The sequence below is a fragment of the Aquamicrobium terrae genome, assembly GCF_052978165.1.
On record NZ_JBRKLZ010000001.1, the window covers coordinates 1,730,610 to 1,753,558 of the forward strand.

Consider the following 22,949-nt stretch of genomic DNA (forward strand, 5'->3'; position numbering starts at 1 on the left):
TCAGAAATAGGCCCCCGCGCGCCGCGACGCAAGAGAGGCGGCGCTCTTCCGTTCCACGGACGGGGCTGCTAATGCCCTCGTCCCATGAGCCGATACACCATCCTTCTCGGCGGCGAGCTTGTCCGCACCCCCGCCCTCGACCGCCAGATCGCGGGAACGCGCATCGTCGCCGCCGATTCCGGCATCCGCCATGCCGAAACCCTCGGCATCGTGCCGGAGCTTTGGGTGGGCGACTTCGATTCCGCCCCCCCGGTGCTGCCGGAACGCCTGAAAACGGTGCCGAAGCGACAATTCCCCTCCGACAAGGACAGCACCGACGGCGAACTGGCGGTGGACATCGCGCTGGAACAGGGCGCGACCGCGCTGGTGCTGGCCGGCGCCTTCGGCGGCGCCCGCGCCGACCATGCCTTCCTGCATCTGGCGCTGGCGCTGCGGCTGGCCGAGACGGGCGTCGACGTGCTGCTGACCAGCGGCACGCAGGAAGGGCGGCCCCTGCCGCATGCGGCGGCAACCTTCGACTATGCCGAAGGCACGCTGTTTTCGATCCTCGGCTTTTCGGATCTGGCCGGCCTCACCGTGCGCGGCGCGAAATGGGAGCTGGCCTCGGTCACGGTGCCGTTCGGCTCGTCGCTCACCATGTCGAACGAGGTTCGCGGCACGCTCAGCGTCGAACTCGCACAGGGCCGCGCCATGCTGCTCGCCCATCCGCTGGCCGGAAAGGAAGGCTGACATGGCCCCGCCGCTTCTCAACCTTGCCGGCATCCGCCTCACCTTCGGCGGCACGCCGCTGCTCGACGGCGCCGACCTCACCGTCGGCCCCGGCGACCGCATCGCGCTGGTCGGCCGCAACGGCTCCGGCAAATCGACACTGCTGAAGATCGCCGCCGGCCTCGCCGAAGCGCAGGACGGCGAGATCTTCCGCCAGCCCACGGCCACCATCCGCTACCTGCCGCAGGCGCCCGACATGGACGGATTCGCCACGGTGCGCGCCTATGTCGAGGCGGGCCTCGGCCCCGCCGACGATCCCTACCGCGCCACCTATCTGCTCGAACATCTGGGCCTCACCGGCGAGGAAATACCGGCCGAGCTTTCCGGCGGCGAGGCGCGCCGCGCCGCCCTTGCCCGCGTCATGGCCCCGGAGCCGGACATCCTGCTGCTCGACGAGCCGACCAACCATCTCGACCTCAATGTCATCGAATGGCTGGAGGAAGAGCTGATCCGTTCCGCCTCGGCGCTGGTCGTCATTTCCCACGACCGCCGTTTCCTCGAGCGCGTCTCGCGCGCCACCGTCTGGCTGGATCGCGGCCAGACAAGGCGGCTGGACCGGAGCTTTGCCCATTTCGAGGAATGGCGCGATAAGATTCTGGAGGAAGAGGAGCGCGAGCAGCATAAGCTCGGCCGCCAGATCGCGCGCGAGGAGCACTGGCTGCGCTATGGCGTCACCGCCCGGCGCAAGCGCAATGTGCGCCGCCTTGGCGAATTGCAGGCGCTGCGCCAGCGCCACGCCGGCCACAGGGGCGCGGAAGGCACCGCCACCATGGTGGCCAGCGACGCCGCCGAATCCGGCAAGCTGGTGATCGAGGCGAAATCGATCTCCAAGAGTTTCGGCGATCTGGTCGTGGTCCGGGATTTCTCGACCCGCATCCAGCGCGGCGACCGCATCGGCCTCGTCGGCCCCAATGGCGCCGGCAAGACCACGCTGCTCAAGATGCTGACCGGCGAGCTTGCGCCCGACACGGGCAGCGTGCGCCTCGGCGTCAATCTGGAGATCGCCACGCTCGACCAGAAGCGCGATGCCGCCGATCCACAAGAGACGCTGTCCCACTACCTCACCGACGGGCGCGGCGAGAGCCTCGTCATCAATGGCGAGCAGCGCCATGTCGTCTCCTACATGAAGGACTTCCTGTTCAAGCCGGAGCAGGCGCGCACGCCGGTGCGCGAGCTTTCCGGCGGCGAACGCGCCCGGCTGCTGCTCGCCCGCGTTCTGGCCCGCCCCGCCAATTTGCTGGTGCTGGACGAGCCGACCAACGACCTCGACATGGAGACGCTGGAGCTGTTGCAGGAACTGGTGGCGGGCTTTGCCGGCACGGTCATCCTCGTCAGCCACGACCGCGACTTCCTCGACCGCACCGTGACCATCGTGATCGTGCCCGACGGCGACGGGCGCTGGATCGAATATGCCGGCGGCTATTCCGACATGCTTTCGCAGCGCGGCGCATCGAAGCTGGACGACCGCAAGCTGCGCACCCGCACCGCCGGCAACGAGGAACAGCCGGCCGCGAAGCCGCAGGAGACGGCGAAGGTCGCGTCGAAAAAGCTGTCCTACAAGCAGAAATTCGCACTGGAGAGCCTGCCGAAGAAGATCGAGGCGGCGACCGACACGATCAACCGGCTCGAGGACCGGATCGCCGATCCGGGCTTCTATGACCGCGATCCGGTCGGCTTCCAGAAGACCATTGCCGCCCTCGACAAGGAACGCGCGACACTGGCCGCGATGGAAGAGGAATGGCTGGAACTGGAAATGCTGCGCGAGGAACTGGAGGGGTAGCCCCTTTCAAACACGCGTCGTCATCCCAGTCGCGTGGCGATTGGCCGCCGTTTTTTTCATCCTCGGCAAGCTTCCGGAATGACGACGAACCGACGCATCAACCCCTGTTCGCAGCCGAGGCTGCACCTCGCCGGCGCATCGCCCGCCAAGGCCGCCCGTCGATCGCCGCAAGGCCGAGGCCGATCAGCGCCATGCCGGCCAGATGGCGCGGCAGAAGCACTTCGCCGAGGAACAGGAAGCCGAGCAGGATGGCGCTGGCCGGCACGAGGAAGGTGACCAGCGCCAGATTGCTGGCGCCCGCCGTGGCCAGCAGCCGGAAGAACAGCACATAGGCGAGCGCCGTCGACAGCACCGCCAGTCCGGCCACTGCGCCGAGCGCGCCAAGGCCGGGCATCGGCAGCGTCCACGGCCGGTCGACCAAAAGCATCACCGGAACGAGCAGCACGCTCGCCGCCACCACCTGCCCCGTCGCCGTCACCAGCGGCGGCACGCCCATGGCGCGGAAGCGCCGCCCGTAGATGCTGGCCAGCGCATAGGAGACGGTGGCCGACAGGCACATGAACTGCGCCGTGACATGGCTGCCCAGTTCCTGCACGGCGTCGAGGCCGACCATGACGGCGACCCCGAGAAAGCCGACCAGCACCCCGGCCAGCCGGTTGCCCGTCATCTTCTCATCCGTCGTCAGGAAATGGGCGAACAGCACGGTGAACAGCGGCGTCGCGGCATTGAGGATCGAGGCGACGCCCGAGGCGATGTGCTGCTGGCCGCCGACGATCAGCGAAAAGGGAATGGCGTTGTTGAGGAGACCTATGGCGAAGAAGGCCGCCCAGATGCGCCGCTGGCCGGGCAGCTTCAGGCCCATGATCCTGAGCAGGCCGAGCATCAGCACCGCCGCCACGGCCACCCGCCCGACCACCACGGTGAACACCGGCAGTTCCTTCACCGCGACGGCATTGAAGAAGAACGACCCACCCCACAGGATCGACAGGAAAAGAAGTGTCGCCCACTCGGCCAGGGTCATCGGTCGGTTGGCCGGAATTTCGTTCGACATCGCTCACCTCATGACGGCCACCATGCCGCACCGGCCGAAGCCATGCCACAGGGACTTGCCGTGCTCGACCCGATTCCCGACGGGCCGATCCTACTTGCGGTTGTTTCCGGCAAAGGCGGCGCTGACGCCGAGCCCGATGAACAGCACGCCGCTGACATAGCGCTCGAAGCGCAGATAGGCGCGGCTTTGCCGCAACCGCTCGCCGAGCGCACCGGCCGCCAGCGCATAGCACCCGTCGCTGATGAAGCCGAGCAGCGTGAACACAAGGCCGAGAAAGGCGATCTGCATCGCCACATGGCCGCGCTCGACCTCGATGAATTGCGGCAGGAAGGCGAGGAAGAACAAGGCCGTCTTGGGATTGAGAAGGTTGACGACGAAACCGTCGCGGAACAGCCGCCCATAGGAGCGCGCCTTCATCCCCGCCCCGATGTCGGCATCCTCCTCATCGCGGCCGAAGATCTTCTTCAGCCCGATCCAGATGAGATAGGCCGCCCCTGCATATTTGACGACCGAGAAGGCGACAGCCGAGGAAGCAAGCAGCGCCGAAAGGCCGAGCGCCGCGGCCATGACGTGGACCAGCGTGGCGGAATGGATGCCGATGTCGGACACCAGCCCGGCCTTGCGTCCCTGCGCCATGGAGCGTGCCACGATGTAGAGAACGGCCGGCCCGGGAACGACCAGAAGGACCACGGCCGCAACGACGAACAGGCCGAGATTGGCCGCGCTCGGAATGACGATTTCCATGACAACCCCTCTCCCCTGCCCCTCCCGGGCAGTTCCGGCGGCGGGCCCGGCGCTCCGCCACGACCTTGTGCCCTGCCTTATCCCGAGGTCTTCGCCTGCCAGGCCTTGATCGCCTCGTCGAACACCTTGTCGCCCGGAATGCCCTTTTCCATGGTCAGCAGGGCGCGGCGGCCGGACTTGTAGACCACCGGCACGTCGATCCATTCCTGGTTCCGCAGCAGGGCCAGATTGGCGTCCTCGTCGGCCTTGGTGTCGTTGAGCGCGACGAGGAAATAGCCGTCGGCGATCTTGGCCGGAATGCCGATCAGCGGGCTGCCGGCCTCCTGTTCGGCCTTCTTCAGCGCGATGCGCAGCAAATTGTCGATGCCGCCGCCCTCGAAGCCGGCGGGTGTCAGGAAGATCATCTCGATAATGTGGCTGGCCGGCAGCGTCTCGTCGGCGTTGCGGCGGATGGTCATGCGAAGCTGCACATCCTTGCCCGGCACCTGCACCTCGCCGCGAATAGCGGGCTCCGGCGGCTCGTCGCCGCCCGGCGATTCCTGCACCAGCGACCACACCACATTGCCGGTCTCGGCCGAGCCCTGCGCCACGTTGGTGCGCTCCTCGTAATAGATCGCCTTCTGGCCGACGGCGACGCCGGCCTGCCCGGCCTCGTTCTGCTGGCCGGATGGCGCGGGACCGGGAGCCTGGCCCGAATCGGGTGCCACCGCGGCTGGCGGCGTGGTCAGCGAAACCACGGACGAGCCCTCGCCGATCGAGCTGCCGCCGCCGGCCGGGCCGGGGTCGGTCTCATTGCCGTCCGGCAGCAGGCGCTGGGTGAACTTGGTGCTCTCCGATGCCTCCCCGCCATTGGCGGGCGCCGGGGCGGGCTCCGGCTGCGCCGGTTCGGCCGCCGCTGTGTCCTCGCTGGGCGGCGGCACCTTCACCGGCTTGACGACGACCGGCTTCGGCTCGCCGCTGCCGGAACCGAACAGGTCACCGAAGGCGTCCTTGTTCAGCCAGATGCCGTAGCCGCCGCCGGCCACGACCAGCAGCGCCACGACGGCGGCGATCAGCCCCTTGTAGCTGCGGCGCTCACCCTCTTCGGCGTCGTCGAACGCCAGCTCCGGCCGCCGTTCCAGCGGGGCCGTCTCGGGCGGATGGTCGAACACGTCGTCCACATCCTCGGCCCGGGGCGCATCCTGCGGAGGAACCGCGCTGCCGGCCAGCGGGCGCTCCGGCACGGGCTGTGCAGGAAAGACGGGAGCGGGCCGGGGCGATGGCTCGCGCTCGGCCCCGGACGCCGTCGCGGCCGGCGATTGCGGCTTTTCCGCCGGCACGTCGACGGGCAGCGGCGCAACAGCGTGTTCCGCGGGCTTCGGCACCGGCGGGCCGGCGACGGGCTCGACCTTGGGCGCGGGCGGCACGAAGGCCGAGGGGGCGGTATGGGTCTGCTGGTTCTTGTTGCGGTCGATCGAGGAGAACAGGTTCTCCAGCTCCGCCAGCGGGTCGACGTCCGGTGCCGGCGGTGGCGCGTAGTCGCGCTCCACCGTGGCGATGGCGTCCTCCAGCATCTTCTTCTGGCGCTCGGCCACGGCGGCCGGCGGCGCGGGATCGAGCGCGGCCAGCTTGGCGGCGATCGTCGCGCGGGCCTTGTCGTAGACCTTGGCCCGGATTTCAGGCGTGGTGTCGCCGAGACCGCCGAGCGTCTTTTTCAGAACCGCAACGAAATCTGCCATGCTTCAGTCGACCTGTCCTTTTGCCGGGGGGCATGGCGCGCGCTGCCATGCCCCGCCGAACGGGCATAGTTAGTCCTGAAACGGGTCGGTCACAAGTATCGTGTCGTCCCGCTCCGGGCTGGTTGAAAGCAGCGCCACGGGGGCGCCGATCAGTTCCTCGATATGACGCACATATTTGACGGCCTGCGCCGGAAGGTCGTTCCAGCTCCGGGCGCCGGCGGTGGTTTCCTTCCAGCCTTCCAGTGTCTCGTAGACCGGCTGCACGCGCGCCTGCGCGCCCTGGCTGGCCGGCAGATAGTCGATCAGTTCGCCGTCCAGCATGTAGCCGGTGCACACCTTGATCTCGTCCAGCCCGTCGAGCACGTCGAGCTTGGTGAGCGCGATGCCCTTGATGCCGTTGACGGCCACCGCCTGGCGCACCAGCACCGCGTCGAACCAGCCGCAGCGGCGCTTGCGCCCGGTGACGACACCGAACTCATGGCCGCGCGTGCCGAGGAACTCGCCGATCTCGTTGACCTGCTCGGTCGGGAACGGCCCTTCGCCGACGCGCGTGGTGTAGGCCTTGGTGATGCCCAGCACATAGCTCAGCGCCCCCGGGCCGATGCCGGAGCCCGCCGCCGCCTGTCCCGCCACCGTGTTGGACGAGGTGACGAAGGGATAGGTGCCGTGGTCGATGTCGAGCAGCGTGCCCTGCGCGCCCTCGAACAGGATGCGCTCGCCGGCCTTGCGGCTGTCGTCCAGCACCTTCCACACCCGGTCCATGTAGGGCAGCACGTTCTCGGCCACCGAGGTCAGTTCCTGCATGATCGTCTCATGCGCCACTTCCTCATGGCCAAGCCCCTTGCGCAACGCATTGTGATGCGTCAGCAGGCGATCCACCTTTGCCGGCAGCGTGTCCAGGTCCGCCAAATCCATCACCCTGATGCCGCGACGCCCGACCTTGTCCTCATAGGCCGGGCCGATGCCGCGCCGGGTCGTCCCGATCTTCGTTCCGGAATTGGAGGCCGCATCCTCGCGGAAGCCGTCCAGTTCCCTGTGCAGGGACAGGATAAGCGCCGTATTTTCGGCGATTTTCAGGCGCTCGGGCGTCACCTCCACGCCCTGGGCCCGCAGCTTTTCCACTTCTGCCACGAAAGCATGCGGATCGAAGACCACGCCATTGCCGATGATCGACAGCTTGCCCTTGCGCACCACGCCCGACGGCAGCAGCGACAGCTTGTAGACGTTGCCGTCGACGACGAGCGTATGTCCGGCATTGTGCCCGCCCTGAAAGCGCACCACCACATCGGCGCGCTCCGACAGCCAGTCCACGATCTTGCCCTTGCCTTCGTCGCCCCACTGCGAGCCGACGACCACCACATTGGCCATGTCTTCTTCCCTTCCATCGGGCCGCCACCTGGACGCGCCCGTAAAAACGACAGGCCTCTATAGCGTCCCGGAACGCCGCGCGCGACCTTTGTTTGCCGCTTGTGCGCCCCAGCGGCACAACAATTTTGGCTTCGGCGCGATTTATCTGGCATGAAGGCGCATTACAACTTCTGGAATGCACGCCCAAGCTCTCGCTCATGATGCAGAACCCGTATGTCCTTCTGGCGGCGACCACGCTGTTCTGGGCCGGCAATGCCATTGCCGGCAAGCTGGCGGTCGGCCATGTCTCGCCCATGTTCCTCACCGCCATGCGCTGGGGGCTGGTGCTGGCCATCCTCGCCATCGCCGGCCGCCGCGAGATCGTGAGGGACTGGGCGGTGCTGCGCGACCGCAAATGGTACCTGCTGGCCATGGGCGCCATCGGCTTCACGCTGTTCAGCGTCGCCCTCTACAGCGCCCTGCTCTACACCAGCGCCACCAATGTCAGCATCGAGCAGGGCGCGATACCGCTGCTGGTGTTCATCCTGTCCTATCTCCTGTTCGGCACCCGCAGCTCGGCGGCGCAGATCGCCGGCTTCCTCCTGTCCTTCACCGGCATCGTCGTCACCGCCACCCATGGCGAGGTGAAGCGGCTTTTGGAACTCGACGTGAATTTCGGCGATGCGCTGATGATCGTCGCCATCTTCACCTACGGCTTCTACACCGCCGCGCTGCGGCGCAAGCCGCAACTCAACTGGATGAGCCTGATGGTGGCGCTGTGCGCCGGCGCCGTTCTCGGCGCCCTGCCCTTTGTATGGGCCGAAGCCGCCGCGGGCGCGCTGATCCTGCCCGATGCGCGGGGGTGGGCGGTGATCGCCTATATCGTGCTGTTCCCGTCGCTGCTGGCGCAGATCATGTACATCAAGGGCGTCGAGCTGATCGGCGCCAACCGTGCCGGCCTGTTCATCAACCTGCTGCCGATCTGGGGCGCGCTGCTGGCGGTGACGATCCTCGGCGAGGATTTCGAAACCTATCACGCGGTCGCGCTGGCGCTGGTGCTGTCCGGCGTGCTGATCGCCGAATATGACGGACGCCGCAACGCCACGCCCCTGCCCTGACAAAAAAAGCGGCCGGCTCTTCCGGGCCGGCCGCGTCGTCTCACATACGTCTTATCTCTCACATGCCGTTGACGTCGAACTGCAGCCGCTTGGCCGAATCGATCGCCTGATGGGCGCGGACCTCTTCCAGCACGTTCTCCGGGAACGGCCCGTCCAGGTAGAGCAGCGCGATGGCATCGCCGCCCGGCCGGTTTCTGCCCAGCGCGAAGTTCGCGATGTTGACGTTGTTCTTGCCGCACAGCGTGCCCAAGAGGCCGATGATGCCCGGCGCATCGGCATTGGTGGTGTAGAGCATGTGCTGGCCGACCTCGGCATCGAGATTGATACCCTTGATCTGGATGAAGCGCGGCTTGCCGTCGGAGAAGCAGGTGCCGGCGATGGCCCGCTCCCTGTGCTCGGTCTTGACCGTCAATTTAATGTAGCCGTCGAACACGCCCGACTTGTCGCGCTTGACCTCGGCGACGATGATGCCGCGCTCCTTCACCATGATCGGCGCCGACACCATGTTGACGTCGGCCACCTGCGGACGGATCAGCCCGGCAAGGGCCGCGCTGATCAGCGCCTTGGTGTTCATCTGCGCGGTGGCACCGTCGAACAGGATCTCGACCTCCTTGATCGGGTCCTCGGTGACCTGGCCGACGAAAGCGCCGAGCACCTCGGCGAGCTTGACGAACGGCTTCAGGCGCGGCGCCTCCTCGGCGGTGATCGACGGCATGTTGATGGCGTTGGAAACCGCGCCCTTGATGAGGTAGTCCGACATCTGCTCGGCCACCTGCAGGGCGACGTTTTCCTGCGCCTCGGAGGTCGAGGCGCCGAGGTGCGGCGTGCAGACCACGTTCTCGAACCCGAACAGTGCGTTGTCCGTCGCCGGCTCGATTTCGAACACGTCGACGCCGGCGCCCGCCACCTTGCCGCTCTTCAGCGCCGCCACCAGATCGGCCTCGACGACCAGGCCGCCGCGGGCGCAGTTGATGATGCGCACGCCGTCCTTCATCTTGGCGATCGCCTCTGCATTGATGATGCCTCGCGTCTTGTCGGTCAGCGGCGTGTGCAGGGTGATGAAGTCGGCGCGGGCGAACAGTTCGTCCAGCTCGACCTTCTCGACGCCCAGCTCCTCGGCGCGGCTCTCGGACAGGAACGGATCGTAGGCCACGACATGCATCTTGAGGCCAACGGCGCGCGTCGCCACGATCGAGCCGATATTGCCCGCGCCGATGATGCCCAGCGTCTTGCTGGTGATCTCCACGCCCATGAAGCGGTTCTTCTCCCACTTGCCTTCATGGGTGGAGGCGTTGGCCTCCGGGATCTGGCGCGCCAGCGCGAACATCAGCGCGATCGCATGCTCCGCGGTGGTGATGGAATTGCCGAACGGCGTGTTCATCACGATGATGCCGCGGCGCGAGGCCGCCGGTATGTCGACATTGTCGACGCCGATGCCGGCGCGGCCGATGACCTTCAGGTTCGTCGCGGCGGCGATCAGCTTTTCGGTGACCTTGGTGGCCGAGCGGATGGCGAGGCCGTCATACTGGCTGATGACTTCGAGCAGCTTTTCCTTGTCCTTGCCGAGATCGGGCAGGTAGTCGACCTCGACGCCGCGATCCTTGAAGATCTGCACGGCGGTGGGGGAGAGTTTGTCGGAAACGAGTACGCGGGGCATGGGTGTATCCTTGAATTGGGATGTCTGGCGCCGCCCCTCATCTGCCTGCCTGCATCTTCTCCCCGTGAATGACGGGGAGAAGAGAGAGGGCCGCGACCTTGGCGGTCTCCCTCTTCCTGTTCTTCACGGGGAGAGGGTAAGGGTGAGGGGCTGAGTTAAGTCAGGCCGCTTTCTTCAGCGTCGCCTTCTGCTCGGCGAAGGCCCAGTCGAGCCACGGCACCAGCGCCTCGAGATCGGACGCCTCGACGGTCGCGCCGCACCAGATGCGCAGGCCGGGCGGGGCATCGCGATAATGGCCGATATCGTAGGCGACGCCTTGCTTGTCGAGAAGCGACACCAGCCCCTTGGCGAAGGCCGCCTGTCCGTCCGCATCAAGGGCGGTAATGTCGGGATCGACGATCGACAGGCACACCGAGGTGTTGGAGCGCGTCGCCGGATCGACGGCCAGATGGCCGAGCCAGCCGGCCTTTTCCACGAAACGGTCGACCGCCGCGAAATTGGCGTCGGCGCGGGCGACCAGCGCATCCAGCCCGCCGATCTCCTTCGCCCAGCGCAGCGCGTCGAGATAGTCCTCGACCGCCAGCATGGAGGGCGTGTTGATGGTCTCGCCCTTGAAGATGCCTTCGATCAGCTTGCCGCCCTTGGTCATGCGGAAGATCTTCGGCAGCGGCCAGGCCGGCACGTAGCTTTCCAGGCGCTCCACGGCGCGAGGCGACAGGATCAGCATGCCATGCGCGCCCTCGCCGCCCAGCACCTTCTGCCAGGAGAACGTCACGACATCGAGCTTGGCGAAATCGAGCCGCTGCGCGAAGGCGGCGGAGGTGGCGTCGCAGATGGTCAGGCCCTGCCGGCCGGCGGGGATGAAATCGCCGTTGGGCACGCGCACGCCGGAAGTGGTGCCGTTCCAGGTGAAGACCACGTCGCGGTCGAAATCGATCTGCGCAAGGTCCGGCAATTCGCCATAGGGCGCCTCGAACCTGCGCACGTCGGGCAGCTTGAGCTGCTTGACCACATCGGTCACCCAGCCGGCGCCGAAGGATTCCCAGGCGACCATGTCGACGCCGCGCTGGCCGAGCAGCGACCACAGCGCCATCTCGACGGCGCCGGTGTCGGAAGCAGGCACGATGCCGATGCGGTAGTCGGCCGGCACCTGCAGGATTTCACGGGTGAGATCGATGGCCTCGGCCAGCTTGGACTTGCCGAGCTTGGCGCGATGCGAGCGCCCGAGCGCGGCATCGGTAAGCGCTTCGAGCGACCAACCGGGACGCTTCGCGCAGGGACCAGAGGAAAAACGGGGATTGGCCGGACGCTTGTCCGGCAGAGGCAGTGCGGTCATCGTGGTCTATCCTTCCAGATAGTAAGCCCCTCGTTGGGGAGGGGTGGCCCACGGACGGCGATATGCCCTCACGCTTCCGGCGTCAAGAGGAAAGTTTCTGTCGCTTGGGGGACAGGCCGATGCGGCGCGCAAACGAAAGGGGCGGACCGAAGCCCGCCCCTTTCGCAGTCGATTCGGGATGGAGCCCTCACCACAGATCGTAGCGCAGGCCGACCTTGATCTGGTGGCTGTCGACGCCCTTGCGCACCACGCTTTCGTCGGCGCCGTCCAGTGCGAAATACTTGGCGTCCGGTGCGGACAGATACTGATAGCCCACGTCGAGCACCAGATTGTCCGTGATCTGGTAGGCCGCGCCGGCATTGAGCGAATAGGCGAAGGCATATTCGTTCCTGCGGCCATAGGCCGAGACATCGTTGCTCGGATCGTTCAAGTCCTGGTAGTCGAGAGACAGGCTGCTCCTTGACTGCATCACGCCGATGCCGGCGCCGATATAGGGGGTGATGCCGACATAGGTTCCCAGATCGACATAGCCGTTGACCATCGCCGTCCAGGCGCTGTTCTTCACGCGGGCAGTTGCGAATTCATCCGCCGTGGACAGGCCGACGTCGATCTTGTTGCCCGGCAGCCAGCCGACATTCACGTCGCCACGCAGATAGTCGTTGAAGTGGTAGCCGAAGCCGAGGCTGGCGAAGACCGGCTTTTCGCGCTCCGAATAGCTGATGTCCGGCGAGCCAAAATCGACATGCTTGTAGCTTTTTTCCGGCAGATAGGCGACGTCGCCGCGCAGATACCAGCCCGAGCCGACCTCGACCGGCACATATTCGGGCGCTTCCTCCACGAAGATCGGCGGATCGTAATCGGCCGCAAGGGCTCCTGTGGTCATCAGAGCGGCCGGTGCGGTCGCCAGCATCGTCGCGATGCAAGTCTTGAGCTTCATGTCACCAACTCCCGAGGTTGGCGCTGGTCGAGAAAAGGTAAACCCCAGCCGCCTTTCAAGGGAGCATTGTTAACCATGCCGGTTAAATGACCGTTAAGGCTAACAAGAAGTTAGCTGGCCTCCTGCGATGGAGCAATTCAGGTTCATGCGGAATTGCCCTCGTCCAGCCTCCTCCGTCTTGCAGTCTCTGTGAACGCCGTTGGTAACTCCGGCGCGCCCCTTTCCGCTTCCGGCAAGGTTATCGCGGCCATAGGCGATTGCCGCCCCCCTTGCAGCCTGAACTGCCTGAAAAAACAGTCCAACGCAAACGCCCGGCACGAAGCCGGGCGATCCTGCATGGCCAGTCGGCAAAACCGTTCAGGCGGCGCTGCGGACCTGCGAGATGACATGGACGATGTCGTCCACCACCGTCTCGACCAGATTGCGGTCGTCGCCCTCGGCCATGACGCGGATCAGCGGCTCGGTGCCGGAGGGCCGGATGACGAGGCGCCCGGTCTTGCCCAGCCGGTTGCGCGCTTCCTCGATGGCTTCCTTGACCTGGCTGTCCTCCAGCGGCGCGCCGCCGGAAATGCGCACGTTCTTCAGAAGCTGCGGCACCGGCTCGAACTTCTTCGCCACCTCGCTGACCGGCTTGTTCTGGCGCTTGATGCAGGCCAGGACCTGCAGCGCCGAGACCAGGCCGTCGCCGGTGGTGGAGAAGTCGGACAGAACGATGTGGCCGGACTGCTCGCCGCCGACATTGAGATTGTTGGCGCGCATGTGCTCGACCACATAGCGGTCGCCGACCTTGGTGCGGTGAAGCTGGAGCTTGAGCCCTTCGAGGAACCGTTCCAGCCCCAGATTGGACATCACGGTCGACACCACGCCGCCGCCGGCCAGGCGGCCGTTCTGGTGCCAGGATTCGGCGATCAGCGCCATGATCTGGTCGCCGTCGACGATCTCGCCGTTCTCGTCGACGATGACCACGCGGTCGGCATCGCCGTCGAGCGCGATGCCGATGTCGGCGCGCACCTCGTGCACCTTCTTCTGCAGTCCGGCCGGATGGGTCGAGCCGCATTCCTTGTTGATGTTGAAGCCGTTGGGGTCGTCGTTGATGGCGACGACCTCGGCGCCCAGTTCCCACAGCGCCGCCGGCGCCACCTTGTAGGCCGCGCCGTTGGCGCAGTCGACGACGATGCGCAGGCCCGCCAGCGACATGGACCGCGGCAGCGTGCGCTTGGCGAATTCGATGTAGCGGTCGTGCACGCCGTCGACGCGCTTGGCCCGGCCCAGCGCGTCCGGATCGGCCAGCGCCATGTCGACGCCGTCGTCGAGCAGCGCCTCGATGCGTTCCTCGATCTCGTCGGAAAGCTTGTAGCCGTCGGGGCCGAACAGCTTGATGCCGTTGTCCTGATAGGGATTGTGGGAGGCCGAGATCATGACGCCGATGTCGGCGCGCAGCGAGCGCACCAGCATGGCAACGGCCGGAGTCGGGATCGGGCCGAGCAGGAACACGTCCATGCCCGCCGCGCACAGGCCGGCGACCAGCGCGTTCTCGATCATGTAGCCGGAAAGGCGCGTGTCCTTGCCGAGCACGACGCGGTGGCGATGGCTGCCGCGCTGGAACGACAGGCCCGCCGCCATGCCGACGCGCATGGCGATCTCCGCCGTCATCGGAAACTTGTTGGCCCGTCCCCGGATACCGTCAGTGCCGAAATAACGTCCCATGAAATGCTTCCCTTGCCGACCGGACAGCGCCCCCGGAGCGCCGCAGTCTTTCAGATTTGCCTGACCCGTTTCGGGTCCCTGCAGTCCGCGGCCCGAAACCTATGCCGCTTTCGGGAGACAAGCCCTAATGCCACAACGGATACCGGGTCAGCCATCAATTTGTGCGCGCAATGGTCATCATCGGCGGGTAAACAGTTTGCTAAAATTGCAAACGCTTTCCTGCAATCACCCGATTTCCTGCTGTTTGCGCATCGTTTCCCGGCAAAAAATGGCGCTTTGTGGGCCATCGCCCAAAAACGGGAACGCCGCGCAGGGCGCGGCGTCCATCGATATCGCCCGGTCTTGTGGCGACTCAGCCCTGCGGCTGGGGCTCCATGCCGCCTTCCGGCTCGGACCCCTTCTTCTTGCCCTTGGCGGTACCGCCGGCCTTGGGAACGGCCGAGCCGCGGCTGGTCGGCGTGTCGTCGCCCAGGTCACGCGACGGCTTGTTGCCGGCCAGCAGTTCCTGGATCTCGTCGCCCGACAGGGTCTCGTATTCGAGCAGGCCTTCGGCCAGCGCGATCCAGTCCTTCTTCTTCTTGGTCAGGATCGACGTGGCGGTCGAATAGGCCTCGTCGATCAGGCGGCGCACCTCGGCGTCGATGAGTTGCGCCGTCTCCTCGGAGACGTTTTGCGTACGCGCCACCGAATGGCCGAGGAAAACCTCTTCCTGGTTCTCGCCATAGGCGACCTGGCCGAGCTTGTCGGAGAAGCCCCAGCGGGTGACCATGGCGCGCGCCAGCTTGGTGGCCTGCTCGATGTCGGAGGACGCGCCGGAGGTGATGTTCTCCTTGCCGAACTTGATTTCCTCGGCCACGCGGCCGCCCATCATGATGGCCAGGCGCGAGATCATGTATTTGTAGCTCATCGAGTAGCGGTCGCCCTCGGGGAGCTGCATGACCATGCCGAGCGCCCGGCCGCGCGGGATGATGGTCGCCTTGTGCAGCGGGTCGGCCGACGGCACGTTGAGCGCCAGGATGGCGTGGCCGGCCTCGTGATAGGCGGTCAGCTCCTTCTCGGCCTGGGTCATGGCCGAGGAGCGGCGCTCCGCGCCCATCATGATCTTGTCCTTGGCGTCCTCGAACTCGGCCATGGTGACGAGCCGCTTGTTGCGGCGCGCCGCCATCAGCGCGGCCTCGTTGACGAGGTTCATCAGGTCGGCGCCGGAGAAGCCCGGCGTGCCGCGCGCCAGCACCTTGAGATCGACATTGGGCGCCAGCGGCACGTTGCGGACATGGACCTTGAGGATCTTCTCGCGGCCGACGATGTCGGGATTCGGCACCACCACCTGGCGGTCGAAACGGCCGGGACGCAGCAGCGCCGGGTCCAGCACGTCGGGCCGGTTGGTGGCGGCGATCAGGATGATCGATTCGTTGGATTCGAAACCGTCCATCTCGACCAGCAACTGGTTCAGCGTCTGCTCGCGCTCGTCATTGCCGCCGCCGAGGCCGGCGCCGCGGTGACGGCCGACCGCGTCGATCTCGTCGATGAAGATGATGCAGGGCGAATTCTTCTTGGCCTGCTCGAACATGTCGCGCACGCGGCTGGCGCCGACGCCGACGAACATCTCGACGAAGTCCGAGCCCGAAATGGTGAAGAACGGCACATTGGCCTCGCCGGCAACCGAGCGCGCCAGCAAGGTCTTGCCGGTGCCGGGCGGGCCGACGAGCAGCACGCCGCGCGGAATCTTGCCGCCGAGGCGCTGGAACTTCTGCGGATCGCGCAGGAATTCCACGATCTCCTCAAGGTCCTGCTTGGCCTCGTCGACGCCGGCGACGTCGGCGAAGGTGACGCGGCCATGCGCCTCGGTGAGCAGCTTGGCCTTGGACTTGCCGAAGCCCATGGCGCGGCCCGATCCGGACTGCATCTGGCGCATGAAGAAAATCCACACGCCGAGGATCAGGATCATCGGCAGCCACGACAGCAGATAGCCGAACAGCGTGTTGGAACCGTCGGTTTCCGGGCGGGCATTGATGGTCACGCCCTTGGCCTCCAGCCGCGAAACCAGCGTCGGGTCGCCCGGCGAATAGGTCTGGAAGCCCGAGGCGCTGTCGCCAAAGGAGCCGCTGATGCGATCGCCGGCGATGGTCACGGACTTGACGCGACCCGACTGAACGTCCTGCAGGAACTGCGAATAAGGAATGTCGGTCGCGGCTCCGCGCGTCTGCGGCGTCTGGAACAGGTTGAAGAGAGCGATGAGCAGGACCGCTATGATCGCCCAGAGCGCAAGGTTGCGGTAGTTCGGATTCATCGATTGTCCTGTTGGCGGCCGTCGGGCACGCGTCGTTGAAAGGAGCCTTCGCCTAACATAGGTGGCCCATAACCCCTTGCCAAGCAAAAGCACGACAATCGGTTAAGGCCATGCCATGTCCTATCGTCGCGGGGCGCAAGGCGAAGACGGTTCCAGGGGCGGGTAAGGAATTGGCGCCGCGCCCGCCAACTGCGCCAGCGCCCGCGCCGGCTCGAGGTCGAAGCCGGGAAGGAAACGGGCGAAGGGCGCAACCACCGGCACGGTCGCAACCCCCGCGCCTTGCCGGCCAAGGCATCGGCCATCGCACCAGACGGCCGGTTCCGCGGCAAGGGCGGCGCGCGCGAGGCTTTCGGGCACCTGTCGCGGGAGCGCCCCTGTCGCCGGCAGGGCCTCCGTGCCGCCGGCAGGGGCGATCACCACTGAACCAGCGCTGTCGCGCAAAGTGATCCTGCGGCGGCCATCCCACAGAAAGCCGTCGACCGCCGGCATCGGCTCCGGCAGGCCGCGCGCCTCGCGCAGCAGGAAAATTGCGCCGCGCCTTGCGTCGACGAGCACCCGTGCGAGCGTCGCCCGGGACGAGGTTCCTTCCGCCAGTGCCGCGAGCAGCGCCTCGGCCCGCTCCGTATCGGCAAGCTGCGGCAGGCCGCCCACCGCGGCAAGCAGCAGACGCAGCGCATAGGCCGCGACCTCACGGTCCGGCTCCCCGACAAAGGCAGGTTGCAGATAGACCAGCCCGCTGATCGGCTGCGCGGCATGGCGGCGGATCAACCGTGCGGCCCGCGCGCCCAGATCGCATCGCTTGCGCGCCGCCTCGGCGGCCAGCCGCATGGCCGTGGCGAACCCTTCGCCATCGAGGGCGGCGCGCACCCGCGGTCGCTCATAGGTCCGGTCCTCGTTGGTCGGGTCGTCGATCCAGCCGACGCCCCTTTGCCGCAGCATGTCGCGCAATTGCGCGCGGCGAAGCCTGAGCAGCGGCCGCACGATCCAGACCTCGTCGTCATAGAGCGTGGCAGGCGCCATGCCGGCCAGCCCGCGCGCGTCTTCGCTGCGCTCCAGCCGCATGGCGACGGTCTCGGCCTGATCGTCGGCGGTGTGGCCGCTCACCACCATGCCGACGCCTTCCTCGCGCGCGACCGTGGCCAGCAGGCGATAGCGGGCCTCGCGCCCGGCGGCGGCAATGCCGGATCGCGGCTTCGGCCCGTCCCAGACGCGGATGCGGTGCTCGATGCCGAGGCCGGCGCACAGCCGCCCGACCTGTAGCGCTTCATCGTGCGAGGCAGCGCGCAGCGCATGGTCGATCGTCACCGCGACAAGCTTCGCGGCGGGCCAACGGGCTCGGAAATGGTTTTTCAGAAGGATGAGAAGGGCGGTCGAATCGCTGCCGCCGGAAATCGCGACGACAGCGCCGCCAGAAAAATCGATATCGAGGAACGGTCGGGCGTCGTGGTCCGGTTCGGCTTCCAGCGTCAGCACGACGCGAGCGCCCGTTCCTGCTTGACGCGCTCCTTCAGGGATGCGGAGGCGTTGGGGTAGCGCTTGCCGATCTCGGCGAAGGTGGCGCAGGCCACGTCGCGCTGCTTCAGGCCGACCAGCGAAACGCCGAGCTTGAGCAGCATGTCTGGCGCTTTCTTGGCCTTGGGATAGCTCTTGCTCGCCGCCAGGAAGACCTCGGCCGCATCGCGGTATTTCTGCTGCCCGAGCAGCGCCTCGCCCAGCCAGTAGTGCGCGTCGGCCGCGTTGGAATCCTTGGGGAAGCGGTCGATGTGGTCGCGGAACCCGGCTTCGGCGGTGCCGTAGTCGCCCGACAGGATGAACTGGTAGGAATTGCGGTAGAGCTCCTGCGGATCGTCGGTGCGCGGCAGGGCCGCAACCACGGCGCCCGAATTGTCCGAGGGTTGCGCGGCGCTGGCCGGCGCATCCGGCGCAGCCGGGTTCACGGACTGGGTGCCGGCGCCGGCATCGACGACATTGCCGTCCTTGTCGACGGTGATGGTGCCGAAATTCTTCGGCTGTATGCCGGGAATGACCTGGCCAGGCTCGCCGTCGCCCGAATCGACGATGATGTCCTCGACGGTCGAACCCCCGGGGCTGTCGCCGGAGGTCGGGGTGCCGGGGGCGGCGGGCACGCCCGCCACGGAGGTGTCGGAAGAGCCGGCATCGGACTTGCGCTGGCCGCCCTGGCCGCCGCCTTCCTCGAGCTGCTGGAGGCGGAACTCGTTGTCCTCCTGCTGCTTGCGGATCTGCTCCTGCATCTGCAGGATCTGGAAGTTGAGCTCCTCGACCTTGCCGTTGAGGGCGCGTATCTGCTCCTCCAGCCCCGTCATGCCGCCGCTCTGGGCAAGCTGCACGCTGCCTTCGTCCTTCTTCGCGCCGAACAGGCCGGGCAGTTCCACGCCCGGCAGCCTGAAGGAAAAGCCGCCGCGCTCGGGCGCCGCCCGTCCGGTGTCGCTGGCCATGGCGGCCGCGCCGGACAGGAGCAGCGCCGCCAGCGTGCCGCTCAGGATTGTTCTTAGATGCATGAGCCTCTCGCCATTTGAATAAAACCCGGGTTTGGCGTCCGGCTTCGGGCGAAGGCGGACGGCACCGTTTCTAGCAGGGCGCGAGACTTCGGCCAAATTTTGTTTAGAGCGCGTCTCCCGAACATGCAGGCCAGTTTCGGGGTGGCGGCATTCGCCGAAAACAGGCGATTTCAACCAAAAAGGCGGCCATGAAGGCCGCCTTTCTCATTGGTCTGAAACTGCGGATCGGCTCAGGAGCCGGCGCCGCCCAGCGTGGTGACGGCACGGCGGTTCTGCGACCAGCAGGAAATGTCGTCGCAGACGGCGACCGGGCGCTCCTTGCCGTAGGAAATCGTCTTCATGCGGGCGGCGGAGACGCCCTGCGAGGCGAGGTAATCGCGGGTCGCGGCGGCGCGGCGGGCGCCGAGCGCCAGGTTGTATTCGCGGGTGCCGCGCTCGTCGGCATGGCCTTCGATGACGATCGAATACTGGCTGTAGCGGTTGAGCCACTGGGCCTGGCGGGCCAGCGTCTGCTGGGCGTCGGCGCGGATGGACGAGGAGTCGAGGTCGAAGAAGATGCGGTCGCCGACATTGACGGTGAAGTCCTGGGCCGAGCCGGGCGTCGCCGCGCCGCCGCCGAGGCCGAGTTCGGCCGCGCTGTTGGGGGTCTTCTTGGAGGCACAGCCGGCAATCGCCAACGAGGCGACGAGCGCGACCATCACCGGGTTTGCAGCAAGTTTTGCGATACGGCGCATCCCGCCTCTCCTTCGCATTCGAGTGATTTCGTTGATCTGCCAGTAACCACGTTTCGGTTAACCGGCATTCAAGGAACACGGTTAAAATTCGGTTCACGCATCCGGCGCGTCCCCAGAATGCCCGCCCCTGTCATTTCGACTGGCAGCCAGATGACGACAAAGAGGCGAAATCTGGGCCGCTATCCGCCGGAACGCCATTTTGCGGCCGAATGTGGCCGAAAAGCCGGAAACCGGGCGGATTTGTCACGTTCCGCCCGCTTGCCGGAATCAGTCGAGCAGCGGCGACCAGGCCGGGTCCGACGCGAAGTTGGGCGAGGGAATCTGCTGCTCGTTGCGGCCGGTGAGGTCGACCGAATAGAGCTTCGGCCCGCCGGTCCCCGCGGCCTGCTTCAGATACATGATGACGCGGCCGTTCGGCGCCCAGGTCGGACCTTCCTGAAGGAAGCCGGAGGTCAGGATGCGCTCGCCAGAGCCGTCGGTGCGCATCACGCCGATCTGGAACTGGCCGCCCGACTGCTTGGTAAAGGCGATCAGGTCGCCGCGCGGCGACCACACCGGCGTCGAATAGCTGCCCTCGCCGAAGGAGATGCGGGTCTGGCCGGAGCCGTCGGCGCCCATCACGTAGATATGGGGACGGCCGCCGCGGTCCGAGGTGAAGACGATCTTGGACCCGTCCGGCGAATAGGAGGGCGAGGTGTCGATGGCGTTGGAGTTGGTCAGGCGCGTGGTGTTGCGGCTCCTCAGGTCCATCGCATAGATGTTCGAATTGCCGTCCTCGCGCATCAGGCTCATGATCACCCGCTGGCCGTCCGGCGAGAAGCGCGGCGCGAAGGTCATGCCGGGGAAATTGCCGACCAGCTCGCGCTGCCCTGTCTCGAGCTGCAGCAGGTAGACGCGCGGCTGCCCGCTCTCATAGGACATGTAGGTGATTTCCTGCCGGTTCGGCGAGAAGCGCGGCGTCATCACGATGGCACGCCCGTCGGACAGGAAGCGCGCATTGGCGCCGTCCTGGTCCATGATGGCCAGCCGCTTCTTGCGCGAATCCTTCGGCCCGGACTCGTCGATGAAGACCACGCGGGTGTCGAAATAGCCTTTCTCGCCGGTCAGCCGCTCATAGATGGCGTCGGCGATGATATGGGCGACGCGCCGCGTGTTGGCGCCGTTGGCGAAGAACTGCTCGCCCGAAAGCTGCTGGCCGGCGAAGGTGTCCCACAGCCGGTATTCGGCGCGGATGCGGCCGTCGCCTTCCTTGCTGACGCGGCCGGTCACCAGCGCCTGGGCGTTGATGACCTTCCAGTCGTCGAAGCGCGGCGCCGCGTCCGGGTTGGAGATCTTCTCGATGAAGGCACCCTTGTCGATCGGCGCGAACAGGCCCGAGCGCTTCAGGTCGGCGGTGACGATGGACGAGATCTCGGCGCCCAGCGCATCTCCGGCGATGAAGTCGGTGATGGCGATCGGCAACGGCTCGATCGTGCCCTTGTTGACGTCGATCTCCACCAGTGCGTTGGCGGGGCCGATGGCGAGCCCGGTGGCCGCGCCGGCAAGGGCTGCGACCATCATGAGCGTCTTGAGCAGTGTCTTCATGCTTTCAGCCTCATTGGTTCCTGTCCGGCGATCAGAACATGTCGCTCGGGTCGAAATTGACCACCACTTCCGCCCAGCTGTCGTATTTGTCGGCAGGCAGGTTGAAGGGCGCGCACTTCTGCACCGCGCGCACCGCCGATTCGGCGGCCGTGCGGCCGGGGCCGGAAGACGCGCCGCCGGCAATCACTTCCGGGCGTCCTTCCAGCGTGCCCGAACGGTCGAGCCGGAAACGCACCGATACCTTCAGCATGCCGGCATCGTCGACGCCGGCCGGAATGCTCCAGCAGCCGCCGAGCTTCTGGCGCAGCGCATCCATCTCGTTCTGCGACAGCCGGTTGCCGCCGGTGGTCTTGGTGCCGCCGAGCGAGGCCTGTTCGGACGAGCGCTTGGCGCCGCCGCCGGACGGCTTGCGCTTGTCGAGCAGGGCGGCGATCTCGTCGGCGTTGAAGTCCTTCTCGTCGGACTTCGGGCGCGAGGCGGCTTCCTTGGCCGGCTTGTCGGAATCCTTGCGCTCCGGCGCCTTGGCGGTCTGCGCCTCGGCCGGGCGCGGGCGCGGCTTGGCTTCCGGGACGGGCGCCGAATTGGGCAGTTGCGCCGCCTCGACCGGCTTTTCCTCGGCCGCGATCGCCTCGGCGACGGCGTCGGGCTTGGCGGGTTCCGGCTTGGCCTCGGCCACCTTCTCTTCGGCCGGCTTCGGCGCCGGCTCCGGTTGCTTCACCGGCTCCGGCTTGGGCTCGGGCTGCTTGACCGGGTCGGGCTTCACTTCCTCGCGCGGCTGCGGAACGGGATTGAGGTCGGTGGCGGGAACCGGCTTCGGCTCCTCCTTCGGCTTCTCGACCTCTTCGGGAGCCGGCTTCTCCTGCGGCGTCGGCGAGGGCGGCGGCGCGGAGGCGTTGTCCACCGGCACCGGCTTGGGGTCGGGCGTCACCGGCTTGTCGGTGTCGACCGTGTTTTCGCCGATCTCGCGGGCGTCGGCAACGACGTCGGGACGCTGGGTCGGCGTCGGCGCCGGCTTCTCGTTCATCGGCGCCTGCTTGTCGCCCTGCTGGATCTGGGTCAGTTCCTCCAGCGGCACGATATCGACCGGCAGCGATTCGACATCGCTCACCTCGAAGGCGGCGGGCGCCGACAGCGACACCAGCCCGAAAGCCAGCACCGCCGCATGCAAGGCCAGCGATGTGGTGAGGCTTGCCTTCAAGATTACTGATCCTGTTCCTGAAGGGTGACGAGGCCGAGATTCTTGTAGCCGGCCGCCGAGATGCGGGCCATGACCTGCATCACCGTGCCGTAATCGGCGGTCTTGTCGCCGCGCACATAGATACGCTCCTCATAGCCGGTCTGGGCGATGGCCTCGAGCCGCGGCACCACCTCGTCGACGCCGATCTCGGTTTCCTGAAGGTAGACCTGGCCCTTGTCGTTGACCGAAACGGTGATCGGCTGGGTATCGGAGTTCATCGGCCTGGCCTGCGTTTCGGGCAGGTCGATGGGCACGCCCACGGTGAGCAGCGGCGCCGCCACCATGAAGATGATCAACAGCACCAGCATCACGTCCACGAAGGGCGTGACGTTGATTTCCGACATCAGCGTGTTGCGGCGGCCGCGCCGTCCGCGTCCGCCCCGGCCACCGCCGCCCGTGCCTACAGACATTCCCATTTGCAA

General features: G+C 66.7%; 18 protein-coding genes. 3 read left to right on the plus strand and 15 right to left on the minus strand.

The window, feature by feature from the left end; all coding sequences use genetic code 11:
• The first annotated feature begins 84 nt into the window (after positions 1-84).
• Positions 85-729, plus strand: coding sequence for a thiamine diphosphokinase (locus ACVCNR_RS08730; protein WP_447074431.1), 645 nt, complete (start codon positions 85-87; stop codon positions 727-729).
• A gap of 1 nt (position 730) precedes the next feature.
• A complete protein-coding gene (locus ACVCNR_RS08735) occupies positions 731-2,548 on the plus strand; it encodes an ABC-F family ATP-binding cassette domain-containing protein (RefSeq protein ID WP_447074432.1) in 1,818 nt (605 codons plus the stop codon).
• Positions 2,549-2,645: 97 nt separating this feature from the next.
• Here ACVCNR_RS08735 and ACVCNR_RS08740 read toward each other — a convergent pair whose 3' ends face one another.
• The 4 genes from ACVCNR_RS08740 to ACVCNR_RS08755 form a co-directional block, all read right to left on the minus strand.
• Positions 2,646-3,599 (minus strand): DMT family transporter, encoded by a 954-nt coding sequence (locus ACVCNR_RS08740; RefSeq protein ID WP_447074434.1) that lies wholly within the window; start codon positions 3,597-3,599, stop codon positions 2,646-2,648.
• Between the two features lie 90 nt (positions 3,600-3,689).
• Positions 3,690-4,343, minus strand: coding sequence for a LysE family translocator (locus ACVCNR_RS08745; RefSeq protein WP_447074435.1), 654 nt, complete (start codon positions 4,341-4,343; stop codon positions 3,690-3,692).
• 77 nt (positions 4,344-4,420) lie between these two features.
• On the minus strand, positions 4,421-6,061 hold the full coding sequence (locus tag ACVCNR_RS08750) for a hypothetical protein (RefSeq protein ID WP_447074437.1): 1,641 nt from the start codon (positions 6,059-6,061) through the stop codon (positions 4,421-4,423).
• 69 nt (positions 6,062-6,130) lie between these two features.
• On the minus strand, positions 6,131-7,429 hold the full coding sequence (locus tag ACVCNR_RS08755) for an adenylosuccinate synthase (protein WP_354199749.1): 1,299 nt from the start codon (positions 7,427-7,429) through the stop codon (positions 6,131-6,133).
• 197 nt (positions 7,430-7,626) lie between these two features.
• Between ACVCNR_RS08755 and ACVCNR_RS08760 the strand changes: the two genes are divergently transcribed.
• Positions 7,627-8,526, plus strand: coding sequence for a DMT family transporter (locus tag ACVCNR_RS08760; RefSeq protein ID WP_354199750.1), 900 nt, complete (start codon positions 7,627-7,629; stop codon positions 8,524-8,526).
• Positions 8,527-8,584: 58 nt separating this feature from the next.
• Here the strand turns inward: ACVCNR_RS08760 and serA are convergent, their stop codons facing one another.
• The 11 genes from serA to tolR form a co-directional block, all read right to left on the minus strand.
• The gene (serA, locus tag ACVCNR_RS08765; RefSeq protein WP_354199751.1) at positions 8,585-10,183 is read right to left on the minus strand and encodes a phosphoglycerate dehydrogenase; all 1,599 of its coding nucleotides are present in this window, start codon (positions 10,181-10,183) and stop codon (positions 8,585-8,587) included.
• Positions 10,184-10,343: 160 nt separating this feature from the next.
• Positions 10,344-11,519: a phosphoserine transaminase gene (locus ACVCNR_RS08770; RefSeq protein ID WP_447074439.1), complete on the minus strand. Its 1,176-nt coding sequence runs from the start codon at positions 11,517-11,519 to the stop codon at positions 10,344-10,346.
• Between the two features lie 187 nt (positions 11,520-11,706).
• A complete protein-coding gene (locus tag ACVCNR_RS08775; RefSeq protein WP_447074440.1) occupies positions 11,707-12,456 on the minus strand; it encodes an outer membrane protein in 750 nt (249 codons plus the stop codon).
• 357 nt (positions 12,457-12,813) lie between these two features.
• Positions 12,814-14,163 carry a phosphoglucosamine mutase gene (gene glmM / locus ACVCNR_RS08780; protein ID WP_354199754.1) on the minus strand — a complete coding sequence of 450 codons (1,350 nt, stop codon included), beginning with the start codon at positions 14,161-14,163 and terminating at the stop codon, positions 12,814-12,816.
• 352 nt (positions 14,164-14,515) lie between these two features.
• Positions 14,516-16,453: an ATP-dependent zinc metalloprotease FtsH gene (gene ftsH / locus ACVCNR_RS08785; RefSeq protein WP_354199755.1), complete on the minus strand. Its 1,938-nt coding sequence runs from the start codon at positions 16,451-16,453 to the stop codon at positions 14,516-14,518.
• A 120-nt stretch (positions 16,454-16,573) separates the two neighbouring features.
• Positions 16,574-17,926 (minus strand): tRNA lysidine(34) synthetase TilS, encoded by a 1,353-nt coding sequence (tilS, locus tag ACVCNR_RS08790; protein WP_447074442.1) that lies wholly within the window; start codon positions 17,924-17,926, stop codon positions 16,574-16,576.
• Positions 17,920-18,972 carry a tol-pal system protein YbgF gene (ybgF, locus tag ACVCNR_RS08795; protein WP_447074444.1) on the minus strand — a complete coding sequence of 351 codons (1,053 nt, stop codon included), beginning with the start codon at positions 18,970-18,972 and terminating at the stop codon, positions 17,920-17,922. Before ybgF ends, tilS begins: the two co-directional genes overlap by 7 nt.
• A 230-nt stretch (positions 18,973-19,202) precedes the next feature.
• Complete coding sequence (gene pal / locus ACVCNR_RS08800) at positions 19,203-19,706, minus strand: peptidoglycan-associated lipoprotein Pal (RefSeq protein ID WP_354199758.1); 504 nt, start codon at positions 19,704-19,706, stop codon at positions 19,203-19,205.
• A gap of 267 nt (positions 19,707-19,973) precedes the next feature.
• On the minus strand, positions 19,974-21,266 hold the full coding sequence (gene tolB, locus ACVCNR_RS08805; RefSeq protein ID WP_435521638.1) for a Tol-Pal system beta propeller repeat protein TolB: 1,293 nt from the start codon (positions 21,264-21,266) through the stop codon (positions 19,974-19,976).
• Between the two features lie 55 nt (positions 21,267-21,321).
• Positions 21,322-22,488, minus strand: coding sequence for a cell envelope integrity protein TolA (tolA, locus tag ACVCNR_RS08810; protein WP_354199760.1), 1,167 nt, complete (start codon positions 22,486-22,488; stop codon positions 21,322-21,324).
• A 2-nt stretch (positions 22,489-22,490) separates the two neighbouring features.
• Positions 22,491-22,943, minus strand: coding sequence for a protein TolR (gene tolR / locus ACVCNR_RS08815; RefSeq protein WP_354199761.1), 453 nt, complete (start codon positions 22,941-22,943; stop codon positions 22,491-22,493).
• Positions 22,944-22,949 lie beyond the last annotated feature (6 nt).

Coding starts and splice junctions, on each gene's coding strand:
- ACVCNR_RS08730 (WP_447074431.1), top strand. CDS start 85: ATGAGCCGATACACCATCCTTCTCGGCGGCGAGCTTGTCCGCACCCCC.
- ACVCNR_RS08735 (WP_447074432.1), top strand. CDS start 731: ATGGCCCCGCCGCTTCTCAACCTTGCCGGCATCCGCCTCACCTTCGGC.
- ACVCNR_RS08740 (WP_447074434.1), bottom strand. CDS start 3,599: ATGTCGAACGAAATTCCGGCCAACCGACCGATGACCCTGGCCGAGTGG.
- ACVCNR_RS08745 (WP_447074435.1), bottom strand. CDS start 4,343: ATGGAAATCGTCATTCCGAGCGCGGCCAATCTCGGCCTGTTCGTCGTT.
- ACVCNR_RS08750 (WP_447074437.1), bottom strand. CDS start 6,061: ATGGCAGATTTCGTTGCGGTTCTGAAAAAGACGCTCGGCGGTCTCGGC.
- ACVCNR_RS08755 (WP_354199749.1), bottom strand. CDS start 7,429: ATGGCCAATGTGGTGGTCGTCGGCTCGCAGTGGGGCGACGAAGGCAAG.
- ACVCNR_RS08760 (WP_354199750.1), top strand. CDS start 7,627: ATGATGCAGAACCCGTATGTCCTTCTGGCGGCGACCACGCTGTTCTGG.
- serA (WP_354199751.1), bottom strand. CDS start 10,183: ATGCCCCGCGTACTCGTTTCCGACAAACTCTCCCCCACCGCCGTGCAG.
- ACVCNR_RS08770 (WP_447074439.1), bottom strand. CDS start 11,519: ATGACCGCACTGCCTCTGCCGGACAAGCGTCCGGCCAATCCCCGTTTT.
- ACVCNR_RS08775 (WP_447074440.1), bottom strand. CDS start 12,456: ATGAAGCTCAAGACTTGCATCGCGACGATGCTGGCGACCGCACCGGCC.
- glmM (WP_354199754.1), bottom strand. CDS start 14,163: ATGGGACGTTATTTCGGCACTGACGGTATCCGGGGACGGGCCAACAAG.
- ftsH (WP_354199755.1), bottom strand. CDS start 16,453: ATGAATCCGAACTACCGCAACCTTGCGCTCTGGGCGATCATAGCGGTC.
- ybgF (WP_447074444.1), bottom strand. CDS start 18,972: ATGCATCTAAGAACAATCCTGAGCGGCACGCTGGCGGCGCTGCTCCTG.
- pal (WP_354199758.1), bottom strand. CDS start 19,706: ATGCGCCGTATCGCAAAACTTGCTGCAAACCCGGTGATGGTCGCGCTC.
- tolB (WP_435521638.1), bottom strand. CDS start 21,266: ATGATGGTCGCAGCCCTTGCCGGCGCGGCCACCGGGCTCGCCATCGGC.
- tolR (WP_354199761.1), bottom strand. CDS start 22,943: ATGGGAATGTCTGTAGGCACGGGCGGCGGTGGCCGGGGCGGACGCGGA.